The sequence below is a fragment of the Sphingobium sp. BS19 genome (assembly GCF_027925545.1).
Taxonomy (GTDB): Bacteria; Pseudomonadota; Alphaproteobacteria; order Sphingomonadales; family Sphingomonadaceae; genus Sphingobium.
The window spans coordinates 19,285-38,849 of sequence record NZ_BSEF01000008.1; the positions used below are offsets into that span (position 1 = coordinate 19,285).

18 protein-coding genes and 2 pseudogenes are annotated in these 19,565 nt (G+C 64.2%); 6 read left to right on the top strand and 14 right to left on the bottom strand.

What is annotated here, in order from left to right; genetic code table 11:
• Nucleotides 1–7: 7 nt before the first annotated feature.
• From rbbA to QMG56_RS10365, 5 genes are all read left to right on the top strand, one after another.
• Nucleotides 8–2,764: a ribosome-associated ATPase/putative transporter RbbA gene (rbbA, locus tag QMG56_RS10345; protein WP_192832852.1), complete on the top strand. Its 2,757-nt coding sequence runs from the start codon at nt 8–10 to the stop codon at nt 2,762–2,764.
• Nucleotide 2,765: 1 nt separating this feature from the next.
• Nucleotides 2,766–3,890 carry an ABC transporter permease gene (locus QMG56_RS10350; RefSeq protein WP_048576327.1) on the top strand — a complete coding sequence of 375 codons (1,125 nt, stop codon included), beginning with the start codon at nt 2,766–2,768 and terminating at the stop codon, nt 3,888–3,890.
• Between the two features lie 8 nt (nt 3,891–3,898).
• Nucleotides 3,899–4,099, top strand: a complete 201-nt coding sequence (locus tag QMG56_RS10355; protein ID WP_281822495.1) for a hypothetical protein — start codon at nt 3,899–3,901, stop codon at nt 4,097–4,099.
• Nucleotides 4,096–4,719 carry a hypothetical protein gene (locus tag QMG56_RS10360; protein ID WP_048576328.1) on the top strand — a complete coding sequence of 208 codons (624 nt, stop codon included), beginning with the start codon at nt 4,096–4,098 and terminating at the stop codon, nt 4,717–4,719. The genes QMG56_RS10355 and QMG56_RS10360 overlap by 4 nt, the downstream gene beginning before the upstream one ends.
• Before the next feature lie 106 nt (nt 4,720–4,825).
• On the top strand, nt 4,826–5,785 hold the full coding sequence (locus tag QMG56_RS10365) for an SDR family oxidoreductase (protein WP_309298554.1): 960 nt from the start codon (nt 4,826–4,828) through the stop codon (nt 5,783–5,785).
• A gap of 15 nt (nt 5,786–5,800) precedes the next feature.
• On the opposite strand, the gene QMG56_RS10370 is transcribed toward QMG56_RS10365, so the two are convergent.
• The 10 genes and pseudogenes from QMG56_RS10370 to QMG56_RS10415 all read right to left on the bottom strand — a co-directional run bounded on the left by QMG56_RS10370 (nt 5,801) and on the right by QMG56_RS10415 (nt 15,142).
• Nucleotides 5,801–6,319 carry a GNAT family N-acetyltransferase gene (locus QMG56_RS10370; protein WP_053085634.1) on the bottom strand — a complete coding sequence of 173 codons (519 nt, stop codon included), beginning with the start codon at nt 6,317–6,319 and terminating at the stop codon, nt 5,801–5,803.
• Nucleotides 6,312–6,950, bottom strand: a complete 639-nt coding sequence (locus QMG56_RS10375; protein ID WP_048576330.1) for an ABC-type transport auxiliary lipoprotein family protein — start codon at nt 6,948–6,950, stop codon at nt 6,312–6,314. Before QMG56_RS10375 ends, QMG56_RS10370 begins: the two co-directional genes overlap by 8 nt.
• A gap of 35 nt (nt 6,951–6,985) precedes the next feature.
• A complete protein-coding gene (locus tag QMG56_RS10380; protein ID WP_048576331.1) occupies nt 6,986–7,921 on the bottom strand; it encodes an MlaD family protein in 936 nt (311 codons plus the stop codon).
• Nucleotides 7,921–8,709, bottom strand: a complete 789-nt coding sequence (locus QMG56_RS10385) for an ABC transporter ATP-binding protein (RefSeq protein ID WP_048576332.1) — start codon at nt 8,707–8,709, stop codon at nt 7,921–7,923. Before QMG56_RS10385 ends, QMG56_RS10380 begins: the two co-directional genes overlap by 1 nt.
• On the bottom strand, nt 8,706–9,806 hold the full coding sequence (locus tag QMG56_RS10390) for an ABC transporter permease (protein WP_048576333.1): 1,101 nt from the start codon (nt 9,804–9,806) through the stop codon (nt 8,706–8,708). The genes QMG56_RS10385 and QMG56_RS10390 overlap by 4 nt, the downstream gene beginning before the upstream one ends.
• A pseudogene (locus QMG56_RS10395) lies at nt 9,803–9,925 on the bottom strand (phospholipase); the annotation flags it as partial. The pseudogene QMG56_RS10395 and the gene QMG56_RS10390, both read right to left, overlap by 4 nt.
• A gap of 62 nt (nt 9,926–9,987) precedes the next feature.
• Complete coding sequence (gene fabI, locus QMG56_RS10400) at nt 9,988–10,761, bottom strand: enoyl-ACP reductase FabI (RefSeq protein WP_048576335.1); 774 nt, start codon at nt 10,759–10,761, stop codon at nt 9,988–9,990.
• A complete protein-coding gene (locus tag QMG56_RS10405; RefSeq protein WP_272799571.1) occupies nt 10,758–11,954 on the bottom strand; it encodes an acetate/propionate family kinase in 1,197 nt (398 codons plus the stop codon). The genes fabI and QMG56_RS10405 overlap by 4 nt, the downstream gene beginning before the upstream one ends.
• Nucleotides 11,951–13,378 (bottom strand): bifunctional enoyl-CoA hydratase/phosphate acetyltransferase, encoded by a 1,428-nt coding sequence (locus tag QMG56_RS10410; RefSeq protein ID WP_048576337.1) that lies wholly within the window; start codon nt 13,376–13,378, stop codon nt 11,951–11,953. The genes QMG56_RS10405 and QMG56_RS10410 overlap by 4 nt, the downstream gene beginning before the upstream one ends.
• A 3-nt stretch (nt 13,379–13,381) precedes the next feature.
• The gene (locus QMG56_RS10415) at nt 13,382–15,142 is read right to left on the bottom strand and encodes an alpha/beta hydrolase (protein ID WP_048576338.1); all 1,761 of its coding nucleotides are present in this window, start codon (nt 15,140–15,142) and stop codon (nt 13,382–13,384) included.
• A 734-nt stretch (nt 15,143–15,876) separates the two neighbouring features.
• Between QMG56_RS10415 and QMG56_RS23440 the strand changes: the two are divergent.
• Nucleotides 15,877–16,086 (top strand): annotated as a pseudogene (locus QMG56_RS23440) (response regulator); the annotation flags it as partial.
• Here the strand turns inward: QMG56_RS23440 and QMG56_RS10420 are convergent.
• The 4 genes from QMG56_RS10420 to QMG56_RS10435 all read right to left on the bottom strand — a co-directional run bounded on the left by QMG56_RS10420 (nt 16,045) and on the right by QMG56_RS10435 (nt 19,244).
• Entirely contained in the window at nt 16,045–16,248 is a 204-nt protein-coding gene (locus tag QMG56_RS10420; RefSeq protein WP_281822497.1) for a hypothetical protein, read from the bottom strand. The pseudogene QMG56_RS23440 and the gene QMG56_RS10420 overlap by 42 nt on opposite strands.
• Nucleotides 16,245–16,664, bottom strand: a complete 420-nt coding sequence (locus QMG56_RS10425) for a response regulator transcription factor (RefSeq protein WP_048576339.1) — start codon at nt 16,662–16,664, stop codon at nt 16,245–16,247. Before QMG56_RS10425 ends, QMG56_RS10420 begins: the two co-directional genes overlap by 4 nt.
• 85 nt (nt 16,665–16,749) lie before the next feature.
• Nucleotides 16,750–17,373: a response regulator transcription factor gene (locus tag QMG56_RS10430; RefSeq protein WP_048576340.1), complete on the bottom strand. Its 624-nt coding sequence runs from the start codon at nt 17,371–17,373 to the stop codon at nt 16,750–16,752.
• The gene (locus QMG56_RS10435; protein ID WP_048576360.1) at nt 17,370–19,244 is read right to left on the bottom strand and encodes a PAS domain S-box protein; all 1,875 of its coding nucleotides are present in this window, start codon (nt 19,242–19,244) and stop codon (nt 17,370–17,372) included. Before QMG56_RS10435 ends, QMG56_RS10430 begins: the two co-directional genes overlap by 4 nt.
• Nucleotides 19,245–19,565 lie beyond the last annotated feature (321 nt).

Below are 19,565 nucleotides of genomic sequence, written 5' to 3' on the forward strand. Positions count from 1 at the left end.
GCCCGGCATGTCGGAGGGCGCCTCGCCGGAATTGGCGGCACGCCTTTCGGGCGTCAGCCTGCACTATGGCAGGACGCGGGCGCTCGACAGCATCGATCTGGAAATTCCGGCCGGACGCATGGTCGCGCTGATCGGCCCCGACGGCGTCGGCAAGTCCACCCTGTTCTCGCTGCTCGCCGGCGCGCGCGTGATCCAGGAGGGCAGTGTCGAGGTTCTTAGCGGCGATATGGCGGACCGGCGCCACCGCGAAGCGGTCTGTCCGCGCATCGCCTATATGCCGCAGGGCCTGGGCAAGAATCTCTATCCGACCTTGTCCATCGACGAGAATCTGGAATTTTTCGCGCGCCTGTTCGGGCAGGATGCACAGGAACGCGAGCGGCGGATCGCCCAGCTCACCGAGAGCACCGGCCTTGCGCCGTTCCGCAAACGTCCGGCCGGCAAGCTCTCCGGTGGCATGAAGCAGAAGCTCGGGCTGTGCTGCGCCCTCATCCACGACCCCGATTTCCTGCTGCTCGACGAGCCGACCACGGGCGTCGACCCGCTGTCGCGCGCGCAGTTCTGGGACCTGATCGACCGCATCCGCGCCGACCGGCCTGGGATGAGCGTGCTGGTCGCCACCGCCTATATGGAGGAGGCTGCGCGGTTCGATTGGTTGGTGGCGATGGATGCGGGGCAGATCCTCGCAACCGGCACTCCGGTGGATTTCTATGAACGCACCGGCACCGACGGCCTGGAGCAGGCGTTCATCGCCCTGCTGCCCGAAGAGCGCCGGCGTGGTCACAAGCCCGTGACCATCCCTCCGCGCAGCGACGGGAGCGATGCCGAGGTCGCCATCGAGGCCAAGGGGCTGACGATGCGGTTCGGCGACTTCACGGCGGTCGATCATGTCGACTTCCGGATCGAGCGCGGCGAGATCTTCGGCTTCCTGGGTTCGAACGGCTGCGGCAAGTCGACGACGATGAAGATGCTGACCGGCCTGCTCAAGGCGAGCGAGGGCCAAGCGTGGCTGTTCGGGCGCGAAGTCGAGAATGACGACGTGGCGACGCGTCGGCGCGTGGGCTACATGTCCCAGGCCTTCTCGCTCTATTCCGAGCTGACGGTCCGGCAGAATCTCGAGCTGCATGCACAGCTCTTCCATGTGCCGGCGGAAGAGATTCCCGCCCGGGTCGAGGAGATGGCCGGACGCTTCGACCTGACCGACATCATGGACGCGCTGCCCGACGCGCTGCCGCTCGGCCAGCGCCAGCGGCTCAGCCTGGCGGTGGCGATGATCCACAAGCCCGAGATGCTGATCCTCGACGAGCCGACATCCGGCGTCGATCCGATCGCGCGCGATCAGTTCTGGCAGATGATGATCGACCTGTCGCGGGGCGACAAGGTGACGATCTTCATATCTACCCATTTCATGAACGAGGCCGAGCGTTGCGACCGCATCTCGCTGATGCATGCCGGCAAAGTGCTCGTCAGCGATACGCCGGCGAAAATCGTCGAGAAGCGTGGCAGCAAGACCCTCGAGCAAGCATTCATCAGCTATCTGGAAGAGGCGGCGGGCGGAGACGAAAGGGCGGAGCCGGGAGGGCGCGCAGCGGCGTCAGCCACCGAGACAAAGGCCGAGTCCGGTTCGTCCTTTTCCCGCACCTTCAGCCGCCGACGCATGATGAGCTATTCCCGGCGCGAGGCGCTGGAGCTGCGTCGCGATCCGATCCGCGCGACGCTCGCCCTTTTGGGCAGCGTGCTGCTCATGTTCATCATGGGGTATGGGATCAGCATGGATGTGGAGGATCTGCCCTTTGCGATCCTCGATCGCGACGGCACCACCACCAGCCAGAACTATGCGCTCAATCTCGCCGGCTCGCGCTACTTTGTCGAGCGCCCCCAGATCACCGACTATGCGCAGCTCGACCGTCGGATGCGCGACGGCGAGCTTAGCGTCGCGATCGAGATTCCGCCGGGCTTCGCCCGCGATCTGAGGCGTGGCACGCCGGTGCAGATCGGCGTCTGGATCGACGGCGCGATGCCGCAGCGCGCCGAGACCGTGCAGGGCTATATCCAGGCGATGCACGCGCAATGGCTGGGCGACATGGCGGTGCAGGAACTCGGCGCGCGGCCCGCGGCCGGCCTCGTCACCATCGAGACCCGCTATCGCTATAATCCCGACGTCAAGAGCCTGGTGGCGATCGCGCCAGCGGTCATTCCCGTCCTGCTGCTGCTGTTTCCCGCGATGCTGACCGCCTTGAGCGTCGTGCGTGAGAAGGAGCTGGGCTCGATCATCAACTTCTACGTTACACCTATCACGCGAATCGAGTTCCTGCTGGGCAAGCAGTTGCCCTATGTCGCGCTCGCCATGCTGAACTATGTGCTGCTGGTCTTGCTGGCACTATTTGTCTTCCGCGTGCCGATTACCGGCAACGTGCTGGCGATGACCGTCGGGGCGCTGCTCTACGCTTTGTCGGCGACGGCAATCGGGCTGCTCTTCTCCATCTTCATGCGCAGCCAGATCGCTGCCTTGTTCGCCACCGCGATCGGCACGATCCTGCCGGCGGTGCAGTTTTCCGGACTGATCAACCCGGTATCGTCGCTGGAGGGCGTCGGCGCGTTCGTCGGGCGCATCTTCCCCACCACCCATTTTGTGACGATCTGCCGAGGTGTCTTCTCGAAGGGGCTGGGCTTCGGCGATCTGGCTCAGCCGCTTCTGGCGTTGGCGGCGGCCGTGCCGGTCCTGCTCGCGCTGTCCGTCGCGCTTCTCAAGAAGCAGGAGTACTGAGATGCAGCACGCCGGCAATATCCTGCGTTTGGGCGTCAAGGAGCTGCGCAGCCTGTGGCGCGATCCGATGATGCTGGTGCTGATTGTCTACGCCTTCTCGCTTGGTATCTATGTGGCGGCCTCCGCCATGCCCGAGACGCTGAACAAGGCGCCGATCGCGATCGTCGACGAGGATCAGTCCCCGCTCTCCAGCCGGATCACCGGGGCATTTTATCCACCCCATTTCAAACAGCCGGCGCTGCTCGCTTTGGGTGAGGTCGATCCGGCGATGGATGCCGGCCGCTACACCTTCGCGCTGGACCTGCCGCCCGATTTCCAGCGCGACGTGCTCGCCGGCCGGCAACCGACCGTCCAGCTCAACATTGACGCCACGCGCATGAGCCAGGCTTTCACCGGCGGCGGATATATCCAGCAGATCGTCCAGGGGGAGGTGTCGGAGTTCATGAGGGGCACGCGGGCGACATCCGCCCCGCCCGTCGACCTTGCCCTGCGCGCCCGCTTCAACCCGACCCTTGCGCAGAGCTGGTTCGGGTCGGTGATGGAGATCATCAACAACGTCACCATGCTCTCGATCGTGCTGACCGGTGCCGCGCTGATCCGCGAGCGCGAGCATGGCACGATCGAGCATCTGCTGGTGATGCCGGTCACGCCCTTCGAGATCATGGCGAGCAAGGTCTGGGCGATGGGGCTCGTCGTGCTGGCCGCCTGCGCCTTCGCGCTGCTGGTGGTGGTCGAAGGGATATTGAAGGTGCCGATCGAGGGATCGATCCCGCTGTTCCTGGCAGGGGCGGCGCTCCACCTGTTCGCGACCACGTCGATCGGCATCTTCATGGGGACGATCGCACGATCGATGCCGCAGTTCGGGCTGCTGTTGATGCTCGTGCTGCTGCCGCTCCAACTCCTGTCCGGCGGAATGACCCCGCGCGAGAGCATGCCGGAGTTCGTGCAGACGGTGATGCTCGCCGCGCCCACCACCCATTTTGTGAGAATGGCGCAGGCAATCCTCTATCGGGGAGCGGGCTTCGACGTGGTGTGGCCCCAGTTCCTTGCCATCGCCGTGATCGGTGCAGTGTTTTTCCTGGTCGCGCTCGCGCGGTTCCGCCGGACGATCGGAACGATGGCATAAGCAGGCACATGGTGATGGCCGCCTCAGTAACACTACCGATATGCCCGCCGGCCCGGCTGCACGAAACTTTTCTCACCACAAAGGGGAGAATCTCCATGCACGCCCTGGACAGAATTCGTCAGTCGATCGACGTCATTTTCCTGTATGGATTGACAGCAGGTCTGGTGATGGCGATCGCCGCCATCATCATGGCGAAGCTTCCCGAATGAAAAGGAAGACGCGTCTCCGGCGTCTTGCGCCGCTCGTTCTGAGTGTTCTTCTTGGGCTTTCTATTCACACCGCCGCCCAGTCGGCGCCCGCTGCCGCCGAAGCGACCGCCCCGGCGGGCTTCCGCCTCGATTCCGACGGGACCTTGGTGCATGTGGGAAGCGGTGCGCGCTTTCCCCATGTGCTCGCCGGATTCACCCGCGTAGCCGAGCAGGGATATGATCCCAGCGGCCAGTATGTTTCCGTCGAATATCGTTCGCCGGTGCACGGTTCGACGATCGTTGCCCGCATCTCGCTGGTTCATATCGAGCAAATGTCGGCGAAGGAGCATTATACGATCATGAAGTGGCTTGCGCGCAGCTATTTCGATGAAAGCACGCCGCTGTCCGAGGGGCCGGTCGTTCTTCCCGACATGCCAAAGGATGCCGTCTGGCGCGGACGGTTCCGCGGCAGCCGCGAAGGCGTTCCCTTTGAATTCAGCCTCACGACGGTCGATTTAGGCTATTGGGGCGCTCGCGTCGCGACGGCCTATCCCGAGGCTGATCAAGGCGAAGCCGAACAGCGGCTCGACACGCTGATCAGTGGGTTGCGGGCGTTGGCGCCGTCCGCACAGCGCAAGTAGAGTCGATCTCATCGGAGGCGTTGCCGCCCAGCTCCCAGGGCTGGGGCAGGAAACGCCGTCGCGCGATCAGAGATTAGGCTTGGATCGATTCGATCGCATATTATGTATGCCGACGATCCACTCGCTGACATTGCCCGAGCCCAACGACTCGATGGACGCCAAAGGCGAGACGATCGGAACGCCCTCCAAGCAAAGAAGAGGAAGAACCATGCTCGCAATCACCGGAGCGACAGGACAACTCGGACGGCTCGTCATCGCAGCACTGCTCAGGACGGTGCCGGCTGGCGAGATCGCGGCCCTGGTGCGTGACGTCGACAAGGCGTCCGACCTCGCTGCGAAGGGGGTCGTCGTGCGCGAAGCCGATTATAACCGGCCGGAGACCCTCGGCCCGGCTCTCGCGGGCGTAGACAAGCTGCTGCTCATTTCGGGAAACGAGGTCGGGCACCGCGTACCGCAACATAAGGCGGTGATCGATGCCGCGAAGACGGCCGGCGTGAAGCTCATCGCCTATACCAGCGCGCTGCACGCGGATACGTCACCGCTCGGCCTTGCCGAGGAGCATCGCCAGACCGAGGCGCTCCTCCGCGAAAGCGCACTGCCGACCGTGTTGCTGCGAAATAGCTGGTACACCGAGAACTACACCGCCTCGATACCCGCCGCTCTCCAGCATGGCGTCATAATAGGCTCCGCCGGAGTCGCCCGCATCGCCTCGGCGACCCGCGCTGACTTCGCCAACGCAACCGCGGCCGTGCTCGTCGCGCCGGAGGATCAGGCTGGACGCGTCTACGAACTGGCGGGCGATGAGGCCTATACGCTCGCCGAATTCGCGGACGAACTCTCTCGTCAGACAGGCAAGACGATCACCTTCCAGAACCTGAGCGAAGCTGACTACAAGGCGGCGCTGGTCGGAGCCGGACTGCCGGAGGCGGTCGCTGCGATGCTCGCCCAATCGGACGCGGCGGCGGGCCAGGGCGCCCTGTTCGACGACAGCCATGACCTTGGCAGGCTGATCGGCCGGCCGACCACGCCCCTGAAGGACGCGATCGCCGCAGCGCTGAAGGGTTGAGCGCCGACACCGGGTTCAACCGGCGCGTAGAGTTTTGCTGACCAGCACCAGGGTCGAGTCTCCAGGATATTCCTCGACCGAGAAGCCCATGTCGCGTTCGAGTTCGATCGCGGCGACATTGGCGCGGCTCTCGATCGACTCGATTTTCGAAAGACCCCGGGCTTCGGCCCGATCGGCCACGAAGGAGAGGAGAGTCCATCCGACGCCTCGGTGCCGATAGTCGGCGTCAACGGAGATCGCCACCTCGCCCCGCTCGCCCGCTGCATCGGAGACGAGCATCGCGCTTGCGACGGCGACACCGCTCTCGGCATCGAATGCGAGGAAGCTTACCGCGTTGCCGTCATCTATCGGGGTCAGCGCGCGCAGTTGCTCTGGACCGATTTCGTTCAATCCCGACAGGAACCGGAAGCGCAGATCCTCATGGCTCACATGGTGGAACAAGTGCGTCAGGATCGGCCCGTCCGTCGAGCCCGCCTGCCGCACGCAAAGGCGAAGCCCGCTCCGCGTCACGAGTTCCACGGTCTTGTCATTCATCTTTCTGGCCTTTTCCGGATGGTGGATTGGAGGACGCGCTGCGGCTGGTTTGCGCCGTCCAGTCGACGAGTTGTGCCGCATAACGGGTCACCGCCCGGTCGAAAGCCGGCACGATCCCGCTCGTGCTGTTCGCAAGCGCTGGTTCCTCGACCGAGAAACGGCGCGACGCGACCGGCTGTCTGTCATCGGCACCAAACAGGGTCACCTCCCCGGCGATGACGACGGTGGGCGGGGTCTTGCCATCGGCTTCCGGCGTGTAGCGCGCCTCAAACCTGTCGATGGTGACCTGCAGGGCCTGCGAGGCTCCCGTCGCGCTTCGGGGCGAAGCGAGGCGGAGGTCGGGCGCGCGCGCACCAAACTGCCGCGTCAGCGCCTGCGTGAAAAGATCGGGGACCGATGCGACCCAGCGGGCGTCCTTGATATAGAGCGCCTGCGCGCCGCGCGTGGTGAGGATGCGATCGCCCTCGATTTCCGGTGCGAAGCGAAGCCGCAACAGCGAAAGCGGCCGGCGGGCGACCGCCGCCTGCGGGGCGGTGTCGTTCGTCCGCTCGATCACGCCGAAACGGAAGAGATCATCACGCTTGCCACCCCCCAACAGGCTCCCGCAGCCGGCCAGCAACAGCGCTCCCATCAGGGTCGCGGATGTCCGATATCCAGGGGAATGCCTCATCGCGGTAGCTCCAGTTCCTTGCCACTGTCCTTGCCCAATGCCTGACGGGGATTTTGCCGGATCTGACGGATGAGCCCGTCCAGGGATTCGGCCGTCTCCTGCAGGCTGCGCATCGTGGCGTTGATGTTGGGGAGAGTGGTCGTGCCGATGTCGCCGCTCTGGGTATCGAGCTTCGCGATGACGCCGCGGGCCTCGTGAACCGCGACCTTGAGTTCGCCAGCCGCCCCGGAGATGTCTGCAAAAGCGCGTTTGCCGTCGCCATCGGCGATGTGACGGACGGATGCCGCCGCTCCCTGAATATCGGTGGCGGCGCGGTCGAGCTTGGTCAGCGCCGAGGCGGCGTTGGCGATCATGGTCCGGTTCGCCGCAAGCTCCCCAGTCGTCGTCCTGATGTCGTGGATGGCCGCGCCGACATCGGCAATGTTGCGATCGGAGAGCAGCTTGTTCACGCGGGTCAGGGCTTCGGTCGCGCTCGCGACCATCTGCCCTCCTCCCTGCAGCAGCGACGAGAGCGCATTGGGCTTGCTCGGAATGACCGGGCGCTTGCTATGATCGACCTTCCGTAGAAGCGGCTTGATCGCGGTCCCGGCGCTGATCTGGACGATGCTGACCCCCGAAATGCCCTGCGTTTCGGTCGACGCCATCGAATCCACGCGCACGGGCGTCCCGCGGTTGACCTCGATATCGGTGACCACACGGTTGGGATCGCGCTCGTCGAGCCTGATCCGCTGGATCTGACCGACCTTGATGCCGTTGAACTGGACCTCCGCCCCCACGCTCAGCCCCCGCACGGGACCATGAAAGACGATCTGATAGGGATCGTGCTCCCGTCTGAACTGCGAGCCGCCCAGCCACACCACGAACACGAGCGTCGCGATGAGCAGCACGATCGAGACGGCGCCCACCAGGGCATAATTGGCGTGGCGTTCCATCAGCCTTCTTTCTGCTTCTTGGCGGCACGGCCGCGCGGCCCCAGGAAATAGCTTTTGATCCAGGGATGGTCCGATTGCTCGAGCTCGGCGACCGGCGCGACCGCGACGATCTTCCTGTCGGCGACGACGGCGACCCGGTCGCAGATGGCATAGAGCGTGTCGAGATCGTGGGTGATCATAAAGACTGTGAGACCGAGCGCATCGCGCAGTGTCTTGACGAGGTCGTCGAACTCTCCCGCCGCGATCGGATCGAGACCGGCTGTCGGCTCGTCGAGGAACAATATGTCGGGGTCGAGCGCGATCGCACGCGCGACGCCCGCGCGTTTGCGCATGCCTCCTGAAAGTTCAGACGGTTTCAGGATGCCGGCATTATCGGGCAGGCCGGCAAGCTTGATCTTCAATCGCGCGAGATCACGCACGAAGCCCTTGGAAAGATGCGCATGCTCGAGGAGCGGCGTCTCGACATTTTCCTGCACGGTCAGGAAGGAGAACAAAGCGCCCTGCTGGAACATCACGCCGATCCGCCGTTCGATATCGGCCTGCGCGTCCGCATCGTCGATGTTCCGTCCGAAGATTTCGACGGTCCCGCCATCGGGCCGTTTCAATCCGAGTATGGTGTTGAGCAGGACTGACTTGCCGGAGCCCGATCCCCCTACGACGCCGAGTATTTCGCCGTGCCGGACCTCGAGATCGAGATCGTCGTGAATGACCTTTTCGCCAAATGCGGTCCTGAGGCCGCGGACACGGATCGGAGCATCGACGGCGTCGGTGGTCGATGGAGCGCTCACAGGTCCAACACCATGAAGAGCACCGCGAAGATCGCATCGAACATGATGACCATGAAGACCGACTGGACCACCGCCGAGGTGACGTTGCGCCCGAGGCTCTGGACATCGCCGCCGACCATCAGGCCATGCCGACAACCCGCCGAGGCGATCACCAGCGCCAGGAACGGCGCCTTGCTCATCCCGATCCAGAAATGCGTTATGCTCACCGTCTCGAGCGTGCGCTGGATGAAGAAGACCGGGCTGATGTCGATCGTGGCCCAGCTGACCAGCAGGCCGCCGGCGATGCCACCGATATCCGCGCAAAAGGTCATCAGCGGCATCATCAGCAGCGCTGCCAGAACCCGTGGAATGACAAGGGCGTCGAAGCGGTCGACGCCCATCACCTGCATCGCATCGGTTTCCTGGTTCATCCGCATCGAGCCGATCTGCGCGGCGAAAGATGATGCGGAGCGGCCCGACAGCAGGATCGCGGCGATGACCACGCCGAACTCGCGCAGGATTGCCACGCCGACAAGCTGAACCGTGAACACCTCGACACCAAGCGTCGTCAGCAGGTTGGTGCCGACGAGCGCGATCACCGCCCCGATGAAAAAGGTCATCACGAACACGATCGGGAGCGCGTTGACCCCCGCGTCCTGCATCATCGCAACCAGCGGCGTCAGACGCAGACGGCGCGGGTGCACGACCGTCCGGCCGAGCGCCACAACCAGCCGGCCGGCGAATTCGAGCATGTCGTAGGCGTCGCCGCCGAACTGGACGACCTGGCGGCCGAACCGGTCGAAAAAGCCTGTCCACCCCTTGAGGCCCTGTTTCGTCGGGGCTTCCTTCTCGAGGGCAGGTCGCACGAGGTCGATCAACCGCCGCAGATCCTCTCTCGGGCCGCAGTCGACATCGCCGCCGTTTGTCATGGACCGGAGCAGCGCCAGCGCACCGGCGGTATCCACTCGCCCCAGTTCGGAGACGTCGAGGCGCTGCGCGCTCCCGAATTTCGTGGCCAGGCGATCGGCAGCGTCGCCCAGATCAAGCGCCGTCCAGTCACCGCTGGGGTGAAGCGTCGGGACATCGGTGTCGTCGAGGCGCCAGTCGGCCTCGGTCACCGGACGAGCGCCACACCGATGCGCAGGCGCGTCGTTCGCCGGTTATGGTCGAGCAGGTTCTCGCCATAGCCGGCGAAGCTCTGGCCGAAGGGATAGACTTCCGGTCCGTCGCCGAGCATGCAATTCAAGCAGACGGCCGCCGCGTCGGCAAGGGAATCCGCGTGCTGCCGGTTGAAACCCGTCATGCGAGCAGGTGCAGGCCGCTATCGACCGGGATGACCGTGCCGGTGATCCGCTCGGCAGCATCGCTGACCAGGAACGCCGCCAGCGCGCCGACATCGTCGACATCGACGAGCCGGCCTTCCGGGACGGCCGCCGCGGCGCGCTCGATCAGTTCATCGAAGCGTTCGATGCCGCTCGCCGCCCGCGTCGCGATCGGACCCGGGGAAATCGCATGGGCGCGGATGCCCTTGGACCCCAGTTCGGCGGCGACATAACGGGTCGCGCTTTCCAGAGCCGCTTTTACCGGCCCCATCAGATTATAGTGCTCGACCACCCGGTCCGATCCGTAGAAGGTTACGCACAGCAGGCAGCCTCCGTCGGGCATCAGCGGTTCGGCCAGTCGCGCCATGCGTAGGAAGCTGTGGCAGGAAACATCCATGGCGATTGCGAAGCCTTCCGCAGAGGAATCGACGACGCGGCCATGAAGATCCTCCCGCGGCGCGAAGGCGATCGAATGGAGCAGGAAATCGAGGCCGCCCCATTTCGTGTTCACCTCGTTGAACAGCGCCTCCAGCTCGCCGGGAACGCGGACATCGCAAGGCGCGGTCCATTCGACCCCCAGCCGTTCCGCGACCGGCGCCACATACTGTTCCGTCTTGGCGTTGAGATAGGTGGCGGCGAGCCGTGCCCCGCAACGCGCGAACGCCTCGGCACAGCCGGCCGCGATGCTGTGTTCATTCGCAATGCCAACGACGAGCCCGCGCTTGCCGGCAAGATCGACCAGCGGTTTCATGATTGTCCTCCTGCCGGGGTCAGCGCGGCGAGTGTGTGAATGGCGATCATACGCTCCTCGTCCGTGGGAATGACACGAACGGCAACTCGGCTGTCCTCCGCGCTGATGATGGGGGCGTTGCGCGCATTGGCGAATGGGTCGATGACGATGCCCAGCCAGGCCAGTCGCGCGCAGATCGCTGCGCGGATGACGGGATCATTTTCGCCGATACCCGCGGTGAAAATCAGCGCATCGACGCCGCCGAGCGACGATATGAGGGCCGACGCCTCGCGCGCTGCCCGCCAGATGAAGAGATCGATCGCCTCGGCAGCGCGCGGATCGTCGCTGTCATGGAGTGCGCGCATATCGCTGGAGATGCCGGATACGCCGAGCAGTCCGGCCTGCTTGTAGAGCAGCGTCTCTACCTCAGCCGCGCTCATGCCCTCCTGGGTCTGTAGATGAATCACAACTCCGGGGTCGATCGCGCCGCACCGTGTGCCCATGATCAGCCCATCCAGCGCGGTGAAGCCCATCGTGGTATCGACACTGCGGCCGTTCTGCATCGCGCAGAGACTGGCACCATTGCCGAGATGGGCGGCGATCACGCGACCCGAGGCGAGCCCCGGATCGGCCTCCCCGAGCGCGCGGGCGATATATTCATAGGACAGGCCATGAAACCCGTAGCGCCGGATACCCTTGTCGTGCAGCGCGCGCGGCAGCCCGAAGCGGGTGGCGACCTCGGGCAGCTCATGATGGAAGGCGGTGTCGAAGCAGGCGACCTGCGGCAGATCGGGCGCGAGCGAGCGAATGGCCCGGATCGCGGCGAGATTGTGGGGCTGATGGAGCGGCGCGAGCGGACATAGCGCTTCCAGCCCGGCAAGCAGGGCGTCGTCGACGACCAGAGGGTGGAAGAACTTTGTCCCGCCATGGACAACGCGATGCCCGACAGCAACGATGTCGTGATCTGGCAGATGATCCCCCGCCCACGCGAACAGGTCATGCAGCAGGGTCTCGTGGCCGAGCCCGCTGCCATCGTCCCAGTTCCGGTCGATCAGGATAGTTCCGTCCTTATCGCGCGCGACGAGGTGCGGCGCGGTGCCGATCCCCTCCAACTTGCCGGCGGCGGCATGCTGAGGGCCGTCCGGCCCCAGCGTGAACAGCGCGAACTTGATGCTCGACGAGCCGGAATTGAGGCTGACGACGGCGCGGCTCATGTCAGAGCCTTGCCTTCGGGCAGGCCCGGCGAAGCCTTGGTGGCGGCGCGCGCCAGCAGCACGGCCACGGCGCAGGAAGCCAGGCGTGTTCGCGCGGAGTCGGCGCGGCTGGTGAGCACGATCGGTACCCGGGCGCCCAGGACGACGCCCGCCGCGTCCGCACCGCCCAGAAAGGTGAGCTGCTTGGCGAGCATGTTTCCGGCCTCCAGATTCGGGACGACCAGGATCTCGGCCTTGCCCGCCACGGGCGAGACGATCCCCTTTTCCTTGGCCGCCGCCTCGCTGATCGCATTGTCGAACGCCAGCGGGCCATCGAGCACGCCGCCTGAAATCTGACCGCGATCGGCCATCTTGCAGAGCGCGGCGGCGTCGAGCGTCGATCGCATCGACGGATTGACCGTCTCCACCGCCGACAGGATCGCGACCTTGGGACTTTCGATCCCGATCACATGGGCGAGGTCGATCGCATTGCGGATGATGTCCGCCTTTTCCTCAAGGCTCGGCTCGATGTTGATCGCGGCGTCGGTGATGATGAGCGGCGTCGGGTGGTCGGGCACGTCCATCAAATAGGCGTGGCTGATGCGCCGCTCCGTCCGCAGGCCAGTCGAGGAGGAGACCACCGCGCTCATCAGTTCGTCGGTGTGAAGCGATCCCTTCATGAGCAGCTTCGCTTCGCCCGAACGGACAAGCGCCACCGCGGCTGTCGCCGCGGCATGGCTGTGCGCGGCGGGGACGATGCGATAAGCGGAGATATCCTTCCCCGCTTCTTCCGCCGCCGCGCGGATTCGCGCTTCCGGCCCGACCAGAATCGGCAGGATCAGACCGGCTTCGGCGGCGTCGACCGCCGCGGTGATCGCCGCGGCGCTGCAGGGGTGGGCGACAGCGGTCGGCGGCGCTGCGTCCGCCCTCGTCCGTTCGATCAGCTTGCGATAGCCGTCATGGTCGGAGATGCGAACGTCGGGAAGCGCTATCCGTGGAAGGCGGATCTTCTCGGTCGGCGCCCTGACCTCGGCCTGGCCCGTAATGACCTCGTCGCCATTCTGGTTGACGCAGCGACAATCGAGCAAAAGCACATGATGCTCGGATCGTTTTTCGGTCACGGTCACCGAGGTTGTGATGGCGTCGCCCAGGCCCACCGGCCGGGTGAAGCGCAAAGACTGGCTGAGGTAGATTGCGCCCGGTCCCGGCAGCTCGGTGCCGAGCACGGCCGAAATCAGGCCGCCGCCCCACATGCCGTGGGCGATCACGCGGTGGAACAGGTCGGTCGCCGCATAATCGGCGTCGAGATGGGCCGGGTTCACGTCGCCCGAGACGAGCGCGAAGAGCTGGATATCCTCTTCCCGCAGCGTGCGCGTGACGCTCGCCGTATCGCCGACGGCGATCTCGTCGAAGGTGCGGTTTTCGATCATTTCCGGGACGGCCATCCCTCAATGCTCCAGCACATAGCGGCCGGGGGCGTTCTCGATCACCGGGTAGTCCTTGTCCGGCGCGCCCAGCGGCGGCGGGGCGGCCGGCTCGCCCGAACGCGCGCGCAGCCACTCTTCCCAGGCGACCCACCAGGACCCGTCGCGCACGGGCGCATGCGCCATCCAGTCGTCCGGATCGAGCGCGGCGCCGTCCGTCTCGCGGGTCAGGATATGATAGCGCCGCCCCTTGTGCCCGGGCTCGGAAACGATCCCCGCATTGTGCCCGCCGCTGGTCAGAACGAAGCAGATTTCGGCATTGCTGAGCATGTGGATTTTGTGGACCGACCGCCAGGGCGCGACATGGTCGCGCTCGGTGCCCACTACGAACATCGGCTTGCGCAGCGCGCCCAAGCTGATCGTGCGGCCATCGACCTTGTAGCGCCCCTCGGCAAGATCATCGTCCAGGAACAGGCGGCGCAGATACTGGCTGTGCATGGCATAGGGCATCCGCGTCCCGTCGGCGTTCCAAGCCATCAGGTCCGACATGGGTTCGCGCTCGCCCATCAGGTAGGTGTTAAGGATCCGCGACCAGACGAGGTCGTTGGAGCGCAGGATCTGGAAGGCGCCGCCCATCTGAGCCCCGTCAAGATAGCCGCGGCTCCACATCATGTTCTCTAGCACGTTGAGCTGCGCCTCGTCGATGAACAGGCCGAGCTCGCCCGGCTCGCTAAATTCGGTCTGCGCGGCGAACAGGGTGATGGTGGCGAGCCGTTCATCCCCGTCGCGCGCCATCGCCGCCGCCGCGATGGACAGCAGCGTGCCGCCGATGCAATAGCCGACGGCGTGAACGGCCGGCGCCCCGGTGATCGCTGTCACCGCGTCGAGCGCCGCCATCGGGCCCAGGCGCCGATAGGCCTCCATGTCGAGGTCGCGGTCCGCGCTGACGGGATTGTGCCAGGAGATGATGAAGACCGTATAGCCCTGCCCGGTCAGCCAGCGGACCAGCGAGTTCTCCGGCGACAGGTCGAGAATATAATATTTCATGATCCAGGCCGGCACGATCAGAATGGGTTCCGGCCGCACGGTGTCCGTGGTCGGCGCATATTGGATCAGCTCGATCAGCTCGTTTCGGTAGACGACCTTGCCGGGCGTGGCGGCGACGTCCTTCCCGACCTCGAACGCTTCGGTCCCCGCCGGCGGCTCGCCGCGCATCGTGCGCTGCATGTCCTCCAGCAGCAGCCTGGCACCCTCGACAAGGCATTGCCCGCCGGTCTCGAATATCCGCTTCTGGAGGACGGGATTGGTCGCGACGAAATTGGTCGGCGCCATCGTGTCGAGGATCTGCCGCGTCCCGAAGGCGACCATGTCTTCATGATGCCTCGTGACGCCCACCACGCCGGTCGTGGCCGCGTGCCACCATTGCTGGTTGAGAAGGAAAGCCTGCGCGATCAGACTGAAAGGCGCTTCCTTCCAGGCCGGATCGACGAAGCGACGATCCTGCGGCAGCGGCTCGATTGCGGGAGCGGCGTCGTGGTCACCGATGCTGCGCACCGCATATTCGCCGAGCCGCATGAATTTGCGTGTCGTCTTGGCCGCCAGCTGCAACTGCTTGCCCGGCGAGCCGGCAAGATGCATGCCCCAGTCCGAAAAGGCTTGGAAGATCGTTGCGGGCGACAGGCCGTGGGTGATCTGTGCGATGCCCGCGATCGCGGCCCGGTCCAGGGTTTCGGCAATGCCGTCGAGCGGATCGGACGCGTCCTGACGTGAATGCGCTGCTGCCATCTTGGAGCTCCTGAAAAAATCCTGTCTCTACTGCGGCTGAACACGCGCAAGCGCATTACGTAAATGCCCCATGCCGCATGTCCCACGGCATTCCATTGCTATCACTTTCGCCTGTATTCTCAGGTATTTTGGGCCAAGGCTTGATCCGTGCCTTGGAAAAGAATCGCACCTTCGCAACGGCAATAAACGGTACTGCAAAGGTTAGATACAGCGCAAGTCCGTCGGTTGCTCCCGAACATTTTCGTCAGCGATCCATCGCCGCGCGCGTCCCCTGAAAAGCAGCTTGCCTTCATGGATGACATAGGTGCGACACGGCGGAATTGATCTTGGTAAACCCAATGATCGAGCAGAAGCAGACGGTCTTGCCCAGCCGTCCTTACATTGTGACCCTATAGTGCGGCACCAGATCGCGACCGGACAAATGCTCTCCGTACGGTCATCCAGAGCGCGCTTCTTGCCGCTGTCGCCAGGGGGTTCGCAGGATCGGTCGCGGATGGATTGAGATCGCTCCCCTCGGAGGGGAAATCAGCAGTGGCGCTATCCGTCACTTGGGAAATCTACGTAGTTCAGAGCGGCGACGTTGCCGTTAGACCGAATCGACCGGACGATTCCGGCAGTCCTTGGTTTGTTTGGCACGAGTGACACATAGGCCCACCGACCCGCAGATTCCTCACGCTGTGATCCTCCTTGTCGAGAGCGACACCGGATTGAGGCGCGCGTTGCACCTGTTGTTTATGGCTCGCGGCTATAGCGTGAAAGCCTATGCAGAGGAGACCCGCCTCCTGGCAGATCCGATGAGAGAGGAGGCAGCTTGCCTGATCGCCGAGCATCGGCCCGTTCATGTGGATGGAATCGACCTTCTGCGTCAGCTCCGGGCGGCGGGCTGGCAGCGCCCGGCCATTCTAACCACAGCCGATCATTCCGCGGAGACCGAACTCTGCGCACGCGGTGCGGGCTACGCGCATATTCTCCACAAGCCGTTCGCGCACCATGTGCTGCTTGGCCTTGTCGATGGAGTCCTCTGGGTCTCGGTTAGACGCAGCAATAGGCAGGGGTACGCGCTCCCATGCACGCGCTGCAGCGGCCAACGCCGCTTCGCCGCTCACGAAGATGGGGCAGGGGAGGCGCGGGGCGGGGCCGTCAATCGCGCGACAGCGTCAGCGAGCGCATGCTCGCGCAACGGTTTCTCGATGACGATGCTGAAGCCCTCCTTCATCGCCCGCTCGACAAGATCTGGCGAGCCATAGGCGGTGACGAGGATGGCCGGTCCCCGCCATCCGCGCGCACGAAGCGATTGCAAGACCTCCAGACCGTCCATTTCGGGCATGCGATAGTCGGTCACCAGGCAGATCGCGTCGTTCACAAGCGGATCGGCAAACATGGCCGTGCTCGATGCGTAAGAGCGGATGTCATAGCCTCGGGCGTGAAGGAGAAGCTGGAGAGAGCGGCGGACGGCCGGCTCGTCCTCCACCAGTAAAATCTTAGGGCGCTCCACCGGGAGAGGTGCAACAGTGCCATTCATGATCGTCTCGCATTGATCCGGTTCCTAACGTCGACCGGATGCAAGGAATCGCAGGAAAATCGCGGCAAGTCGCTACGTAGAGGTCCTATGAGCGGTCGCCGCCGAGATTGGCGGCGAATGCGATACGCAGCGCATCGGACAGGCTACGGACCCCCAGTTTCGTCATCAGATTGGCGCGATGCACCTCGACGGTCCGGGGCGATATGCCGAGATCATAGGCGATTGTCTTGTTGGGTAAACCTTCGGCCAGTCCCTTGAGCACGTCCTGTTCGCGTCCGGTCAGCGCGGAGATCATCACGGCCGCGTCGGCCGCCCTTGTCGCCCGTTTGTCGCTGTCGTCGAGCCGTTCGAAGGCGGCGGCGATAGCATCCAGTAGCACGGCCTTTTCGAAAGGCTTCTCGATGAACTCGACTGCGCCTGCCTTCATGGCCCGCACCGCAATCGAGATATCGCCGTGCCCGGTCAAGATGATGACGGGCATGGCGACGCCGCGCTCGAGAAGCGCCTGCTGCACCTCCAGTCCGTCCATCTCGGGCATGCGGACATCGAGAAGGATGCAGCCGGGCTCGGCGTGCCGCACCTCGCGCAGGAAGGCGACTCCGGACGCGTAGCTCGCCACCGTGAAACCCGATGTTTTCAACATGAATCCGACTGATCGCCGGATCGCCTCCTCATCATCGACGATATGGATCATACGTCTTTCGGTCATTCGATAGTCTCCGGCTCGGCTTCGACGAGCGTGAAATGAAACTGAGCCCCGCCGCCGGGACGTGGCTCCAGCCATATCCGACCGCCGTTCGCCTCGACGATGGTGCGGCAGATCGAGAGCCCCAGACCCATGCCCTCGCTCTTCGTGCTGACGAAGGCGGTGAAGAGCTGTTCCGCGACTTCAGGCGAAACGCCCGGGCCAGAATCAGCAATAGTTAGCCGAATGAAGCCAGCTTTTTCACGGCGGGATGCAATCCACAGATGCCGTTCGGACGATTCCGCCATGGCCTCCACCGCATTGCGAAGGAGATTGATTAGCACCTGCTGGATCTGCACCTTGTCGAGAAGCACTTTCGAAGCGTCGGGAGCGAGATCGAACTGGGCGTCGATACCCTTCTCCCTAGCGCCCATCAGCCCGAGCGCCGCCGCCTCGCCAATGAGGGTGGGAAGATTCTCGACGGTCTTCTCAACCTCCCCGCGCGCAACGAAGTCGCGCAGCCGCCGTACGATCTGTCCGGCGCGCAGAGCCTCTCGAACCGAATCATCCAGGGCTTCGCGGATCATCGGCAGATCCTCGGGATTGGCTTCGGCGAGCAGGTCGCGCACCGCCTCCACATAGTTGGCGACGGCGGTGATCGGCTGGTTGAGCTCGTGGGCGAGCGTCGAGGCCATCGTGCCCATCGCGCTCACCCGGGCGACATGAATCAGCTTGGACTGCAGTTCATCGAGGCGCTCCTGGGTCTCCTGGCGTTCGGTCAGGTCCCGGATGAAGCCGGTGAAGACGCGCTGGGTCTCGCCAATGGCTTCGCCCACAGATAGTTCCATCGGGAAGGTCGAACCATCACGCCGCGCGCCGATGACGACGCGCCCGATCCCGATGATCCTTCGCTCGCCGGTTGCAAGATAGCGTTCGAGATAGCTGTCATGGCGTTCACGATCGGGCGACGGCATGAGCAGGCTCAGGTTCGATCCGCGAATCTCAGCCTCTGAAAAGCCGAACAGCCGTTCGGCCGCGGCGCTGAACGAGAGGATGATGCCGTGTTCGTCGATCACGATCATCGCATCGGGGACCGTCGAGAGGATCGAGCGGAGATGGCTGGCGCTGGCTTTGTGCGCACTCTCGGCGGCGCGCTCCCCCGTTGCATCGCGGACCACCTTGCCGAAGCCGCGCAAGGCTCCGCTTTCATCACGCAGCGCAGTGATCGAAACATGCGCGAGGAACTCGGAACCATCCTTCCTGAGCCGCCAGTCTTCCTCCTCGAATTTGCCCTCGTCGCGCGCGCGTTTGAGGTCGGCTTCGGGCTTGCCGGCCTGGACGGCGTCCGCCGGGTAGAAGATCGAGCAATATTGGCCGACGACCTCTTGCTCTCTCCAGCCCTTCAGCCGCTCGGCGCCGTCGTTCCAGATCGTGACGCGGCCTTCGGGATCGAGCATGTAGATTGCATAACCCTGTGCTCCGTCGATCAGCAGGTTAAGTTCGTCGGCGATCTCCGAGAGCTGGTTCTGGCGTCTCCTGTCCCAGGCTGCACGCCGCCGTCGCAAGGACGCGTTGCGAGCGTCGAGCAGGGCGATGCCTGCGGCCACCAGCAGCGAAAGCAGCAGATCGAAGGGTTCAAGACCAGGCAATGGGCGCAATAGGGCAAACAAGGCCCCGACCAGAATAGCGAGAATAGCCGCGCCCGTTGCGGCGCCCGTTCCACCCAGCGCGGCTGCAACGATGATCGAAAGGATGAGCAGCAGATAGGGGCTGTGGTTGACGCCCCCCGCGCGGAGAGCAAGATCGGCGGGTACGGCGAGGAGAACGGCCACGATGCCAATCGCATAGCCCCAGCGGGCCTGCCGTGTTGAGCTATCCTGCGCGTCACTTTCCATATGGAATCCCGTCTGGCTTTGATCCATCCTCTCTGGTTGCACCTTGATTATATTCCGAGCGTCGGAACTCGTCAGTTGACTACATCAGAAAATGCTACTCGATAGAACAGAAGGACTTTTTGGAATGAGATCGTAGCCCGTCTTCGCAACTCCACTGCCGTCCTTCTAAAAGCCTCGAATCGGCCCAAGACCCTCGCAGGTTCCGTCTCACTTTGAGACCTTTATCTGGCAACCTTGCCTTGGAAAAGCATCAAAACATCCGCGATGCCAGGCATCGTTCGGGTTCGCAGCCGAGTGCAATCCTGCCAACAGTGGGCGCCA

Bases quoted from the DNA above. Each gene is read 5' to 3' on its own strand.
- QMG56_RS10350 (WP_048576327.1), top strand. From the start codon at position 2,766: ATGCAGCACGCCGGCAATATCCTGCGTTTGGGCGTCAAGGAGCTGCGC.
- QMG56_RS10355 (WP_281822495.1), top strand. From the start codon at position 3,899: ATGGTGATGGCCGCCTCAGTAACACTACCGATATGCCCGCCGGCCCGG.
- QMG56_RS10405 (WP_272799571.1), bottom strand. From the start codon at position 11,954: ATGAGCCGCGCCGTCGTCAGCCTCAATTCCGGCTCGTCGAGCATCAAG.
- rbbA (WP_192832852.1), top strand. From the start codon at position 8: ATGTCGGAGGGCGCCTCGCCGGAATTGGCGGCACGCCTTTCGGGCGTC.
- QMG56_RS10360 (WP_048576328.1), top strand. From the start codon at position 4,096: ATGAAAAGGAAGACGCGTCTCCGGCGTCTTGCGCCGCTCGTTCTGAGT.
- QMG56_RS10430 (WP_048576340.1), bottom strand. From the start codon at position 17,373: ATGACCGAAAGACGTATGATCCATATCGTCGATGATGAGGAGGCGATC.
- QMG56_RS10375 (WP_048576330.1), bottom strand. From the start codon at position 6,950: ATGGGAGCGCTGTTGCTGGCCGGCTGCGGGAGCCTGTTGGGGGGTGGC.
- QMG56_RS10415 (WP_048576338.1), bottom strand. From the start codon at position 15,142: ATGGCAGCAGCGCATTCACGTCAGGACGCGTCCGATCCGCTCGACGGC.
- QMG56_RS10370 (WP_053085634.1), bottom strand. From the start codon at position 6,319: ATGAATGACAAGACCGTGGAACTCGTGACGCGGAGCGGGCTTCGCCTT.
- QMG56_RS10410 (WP_048576337.1), bottom strand. From the start codon at position 13,378: ATGGCCGTCCCGGAAATGATCGAAAACCGCACCTTCGACGAGATCGCC.
- QMG56_RS10380 (WP_048576331.1), bottom strand. From the start codon at position 7,921: ATGGAACGCCACGCCAATTATGCCCTGGTGGGCGCCGTCTCGATCGTG.
- QMG56_RS10365 (WP_309298554.1), top strand. From the start codon at position 4,826: ATGCCGACGATCCACTCGCTGACATTGCCCGAGCCCAACGACTCGATG.
- QMG56_RS10425 (WP_048576339.1), bottom strand. From the start codon at position 16,664: ATGAATGGCACTGTTGCACCTCTCCCGGTGGAGCGCCCTAAGATTTTA.
- QMG56_RS10435 (WP_048576360.1), bottom strand. From the start codon at position 19,244: ATGGAAAGTGACGCGCAGGATAGCTCAACACGGCAGGCCCGCTGGGGC.
- fabI (WP_048576335.1), bottom strand. From the start codon at position 10,761: ATGAAACCGCTGGTCGATCTTGCCGGCAAGCGCGGGCTCGTCGTTGGC.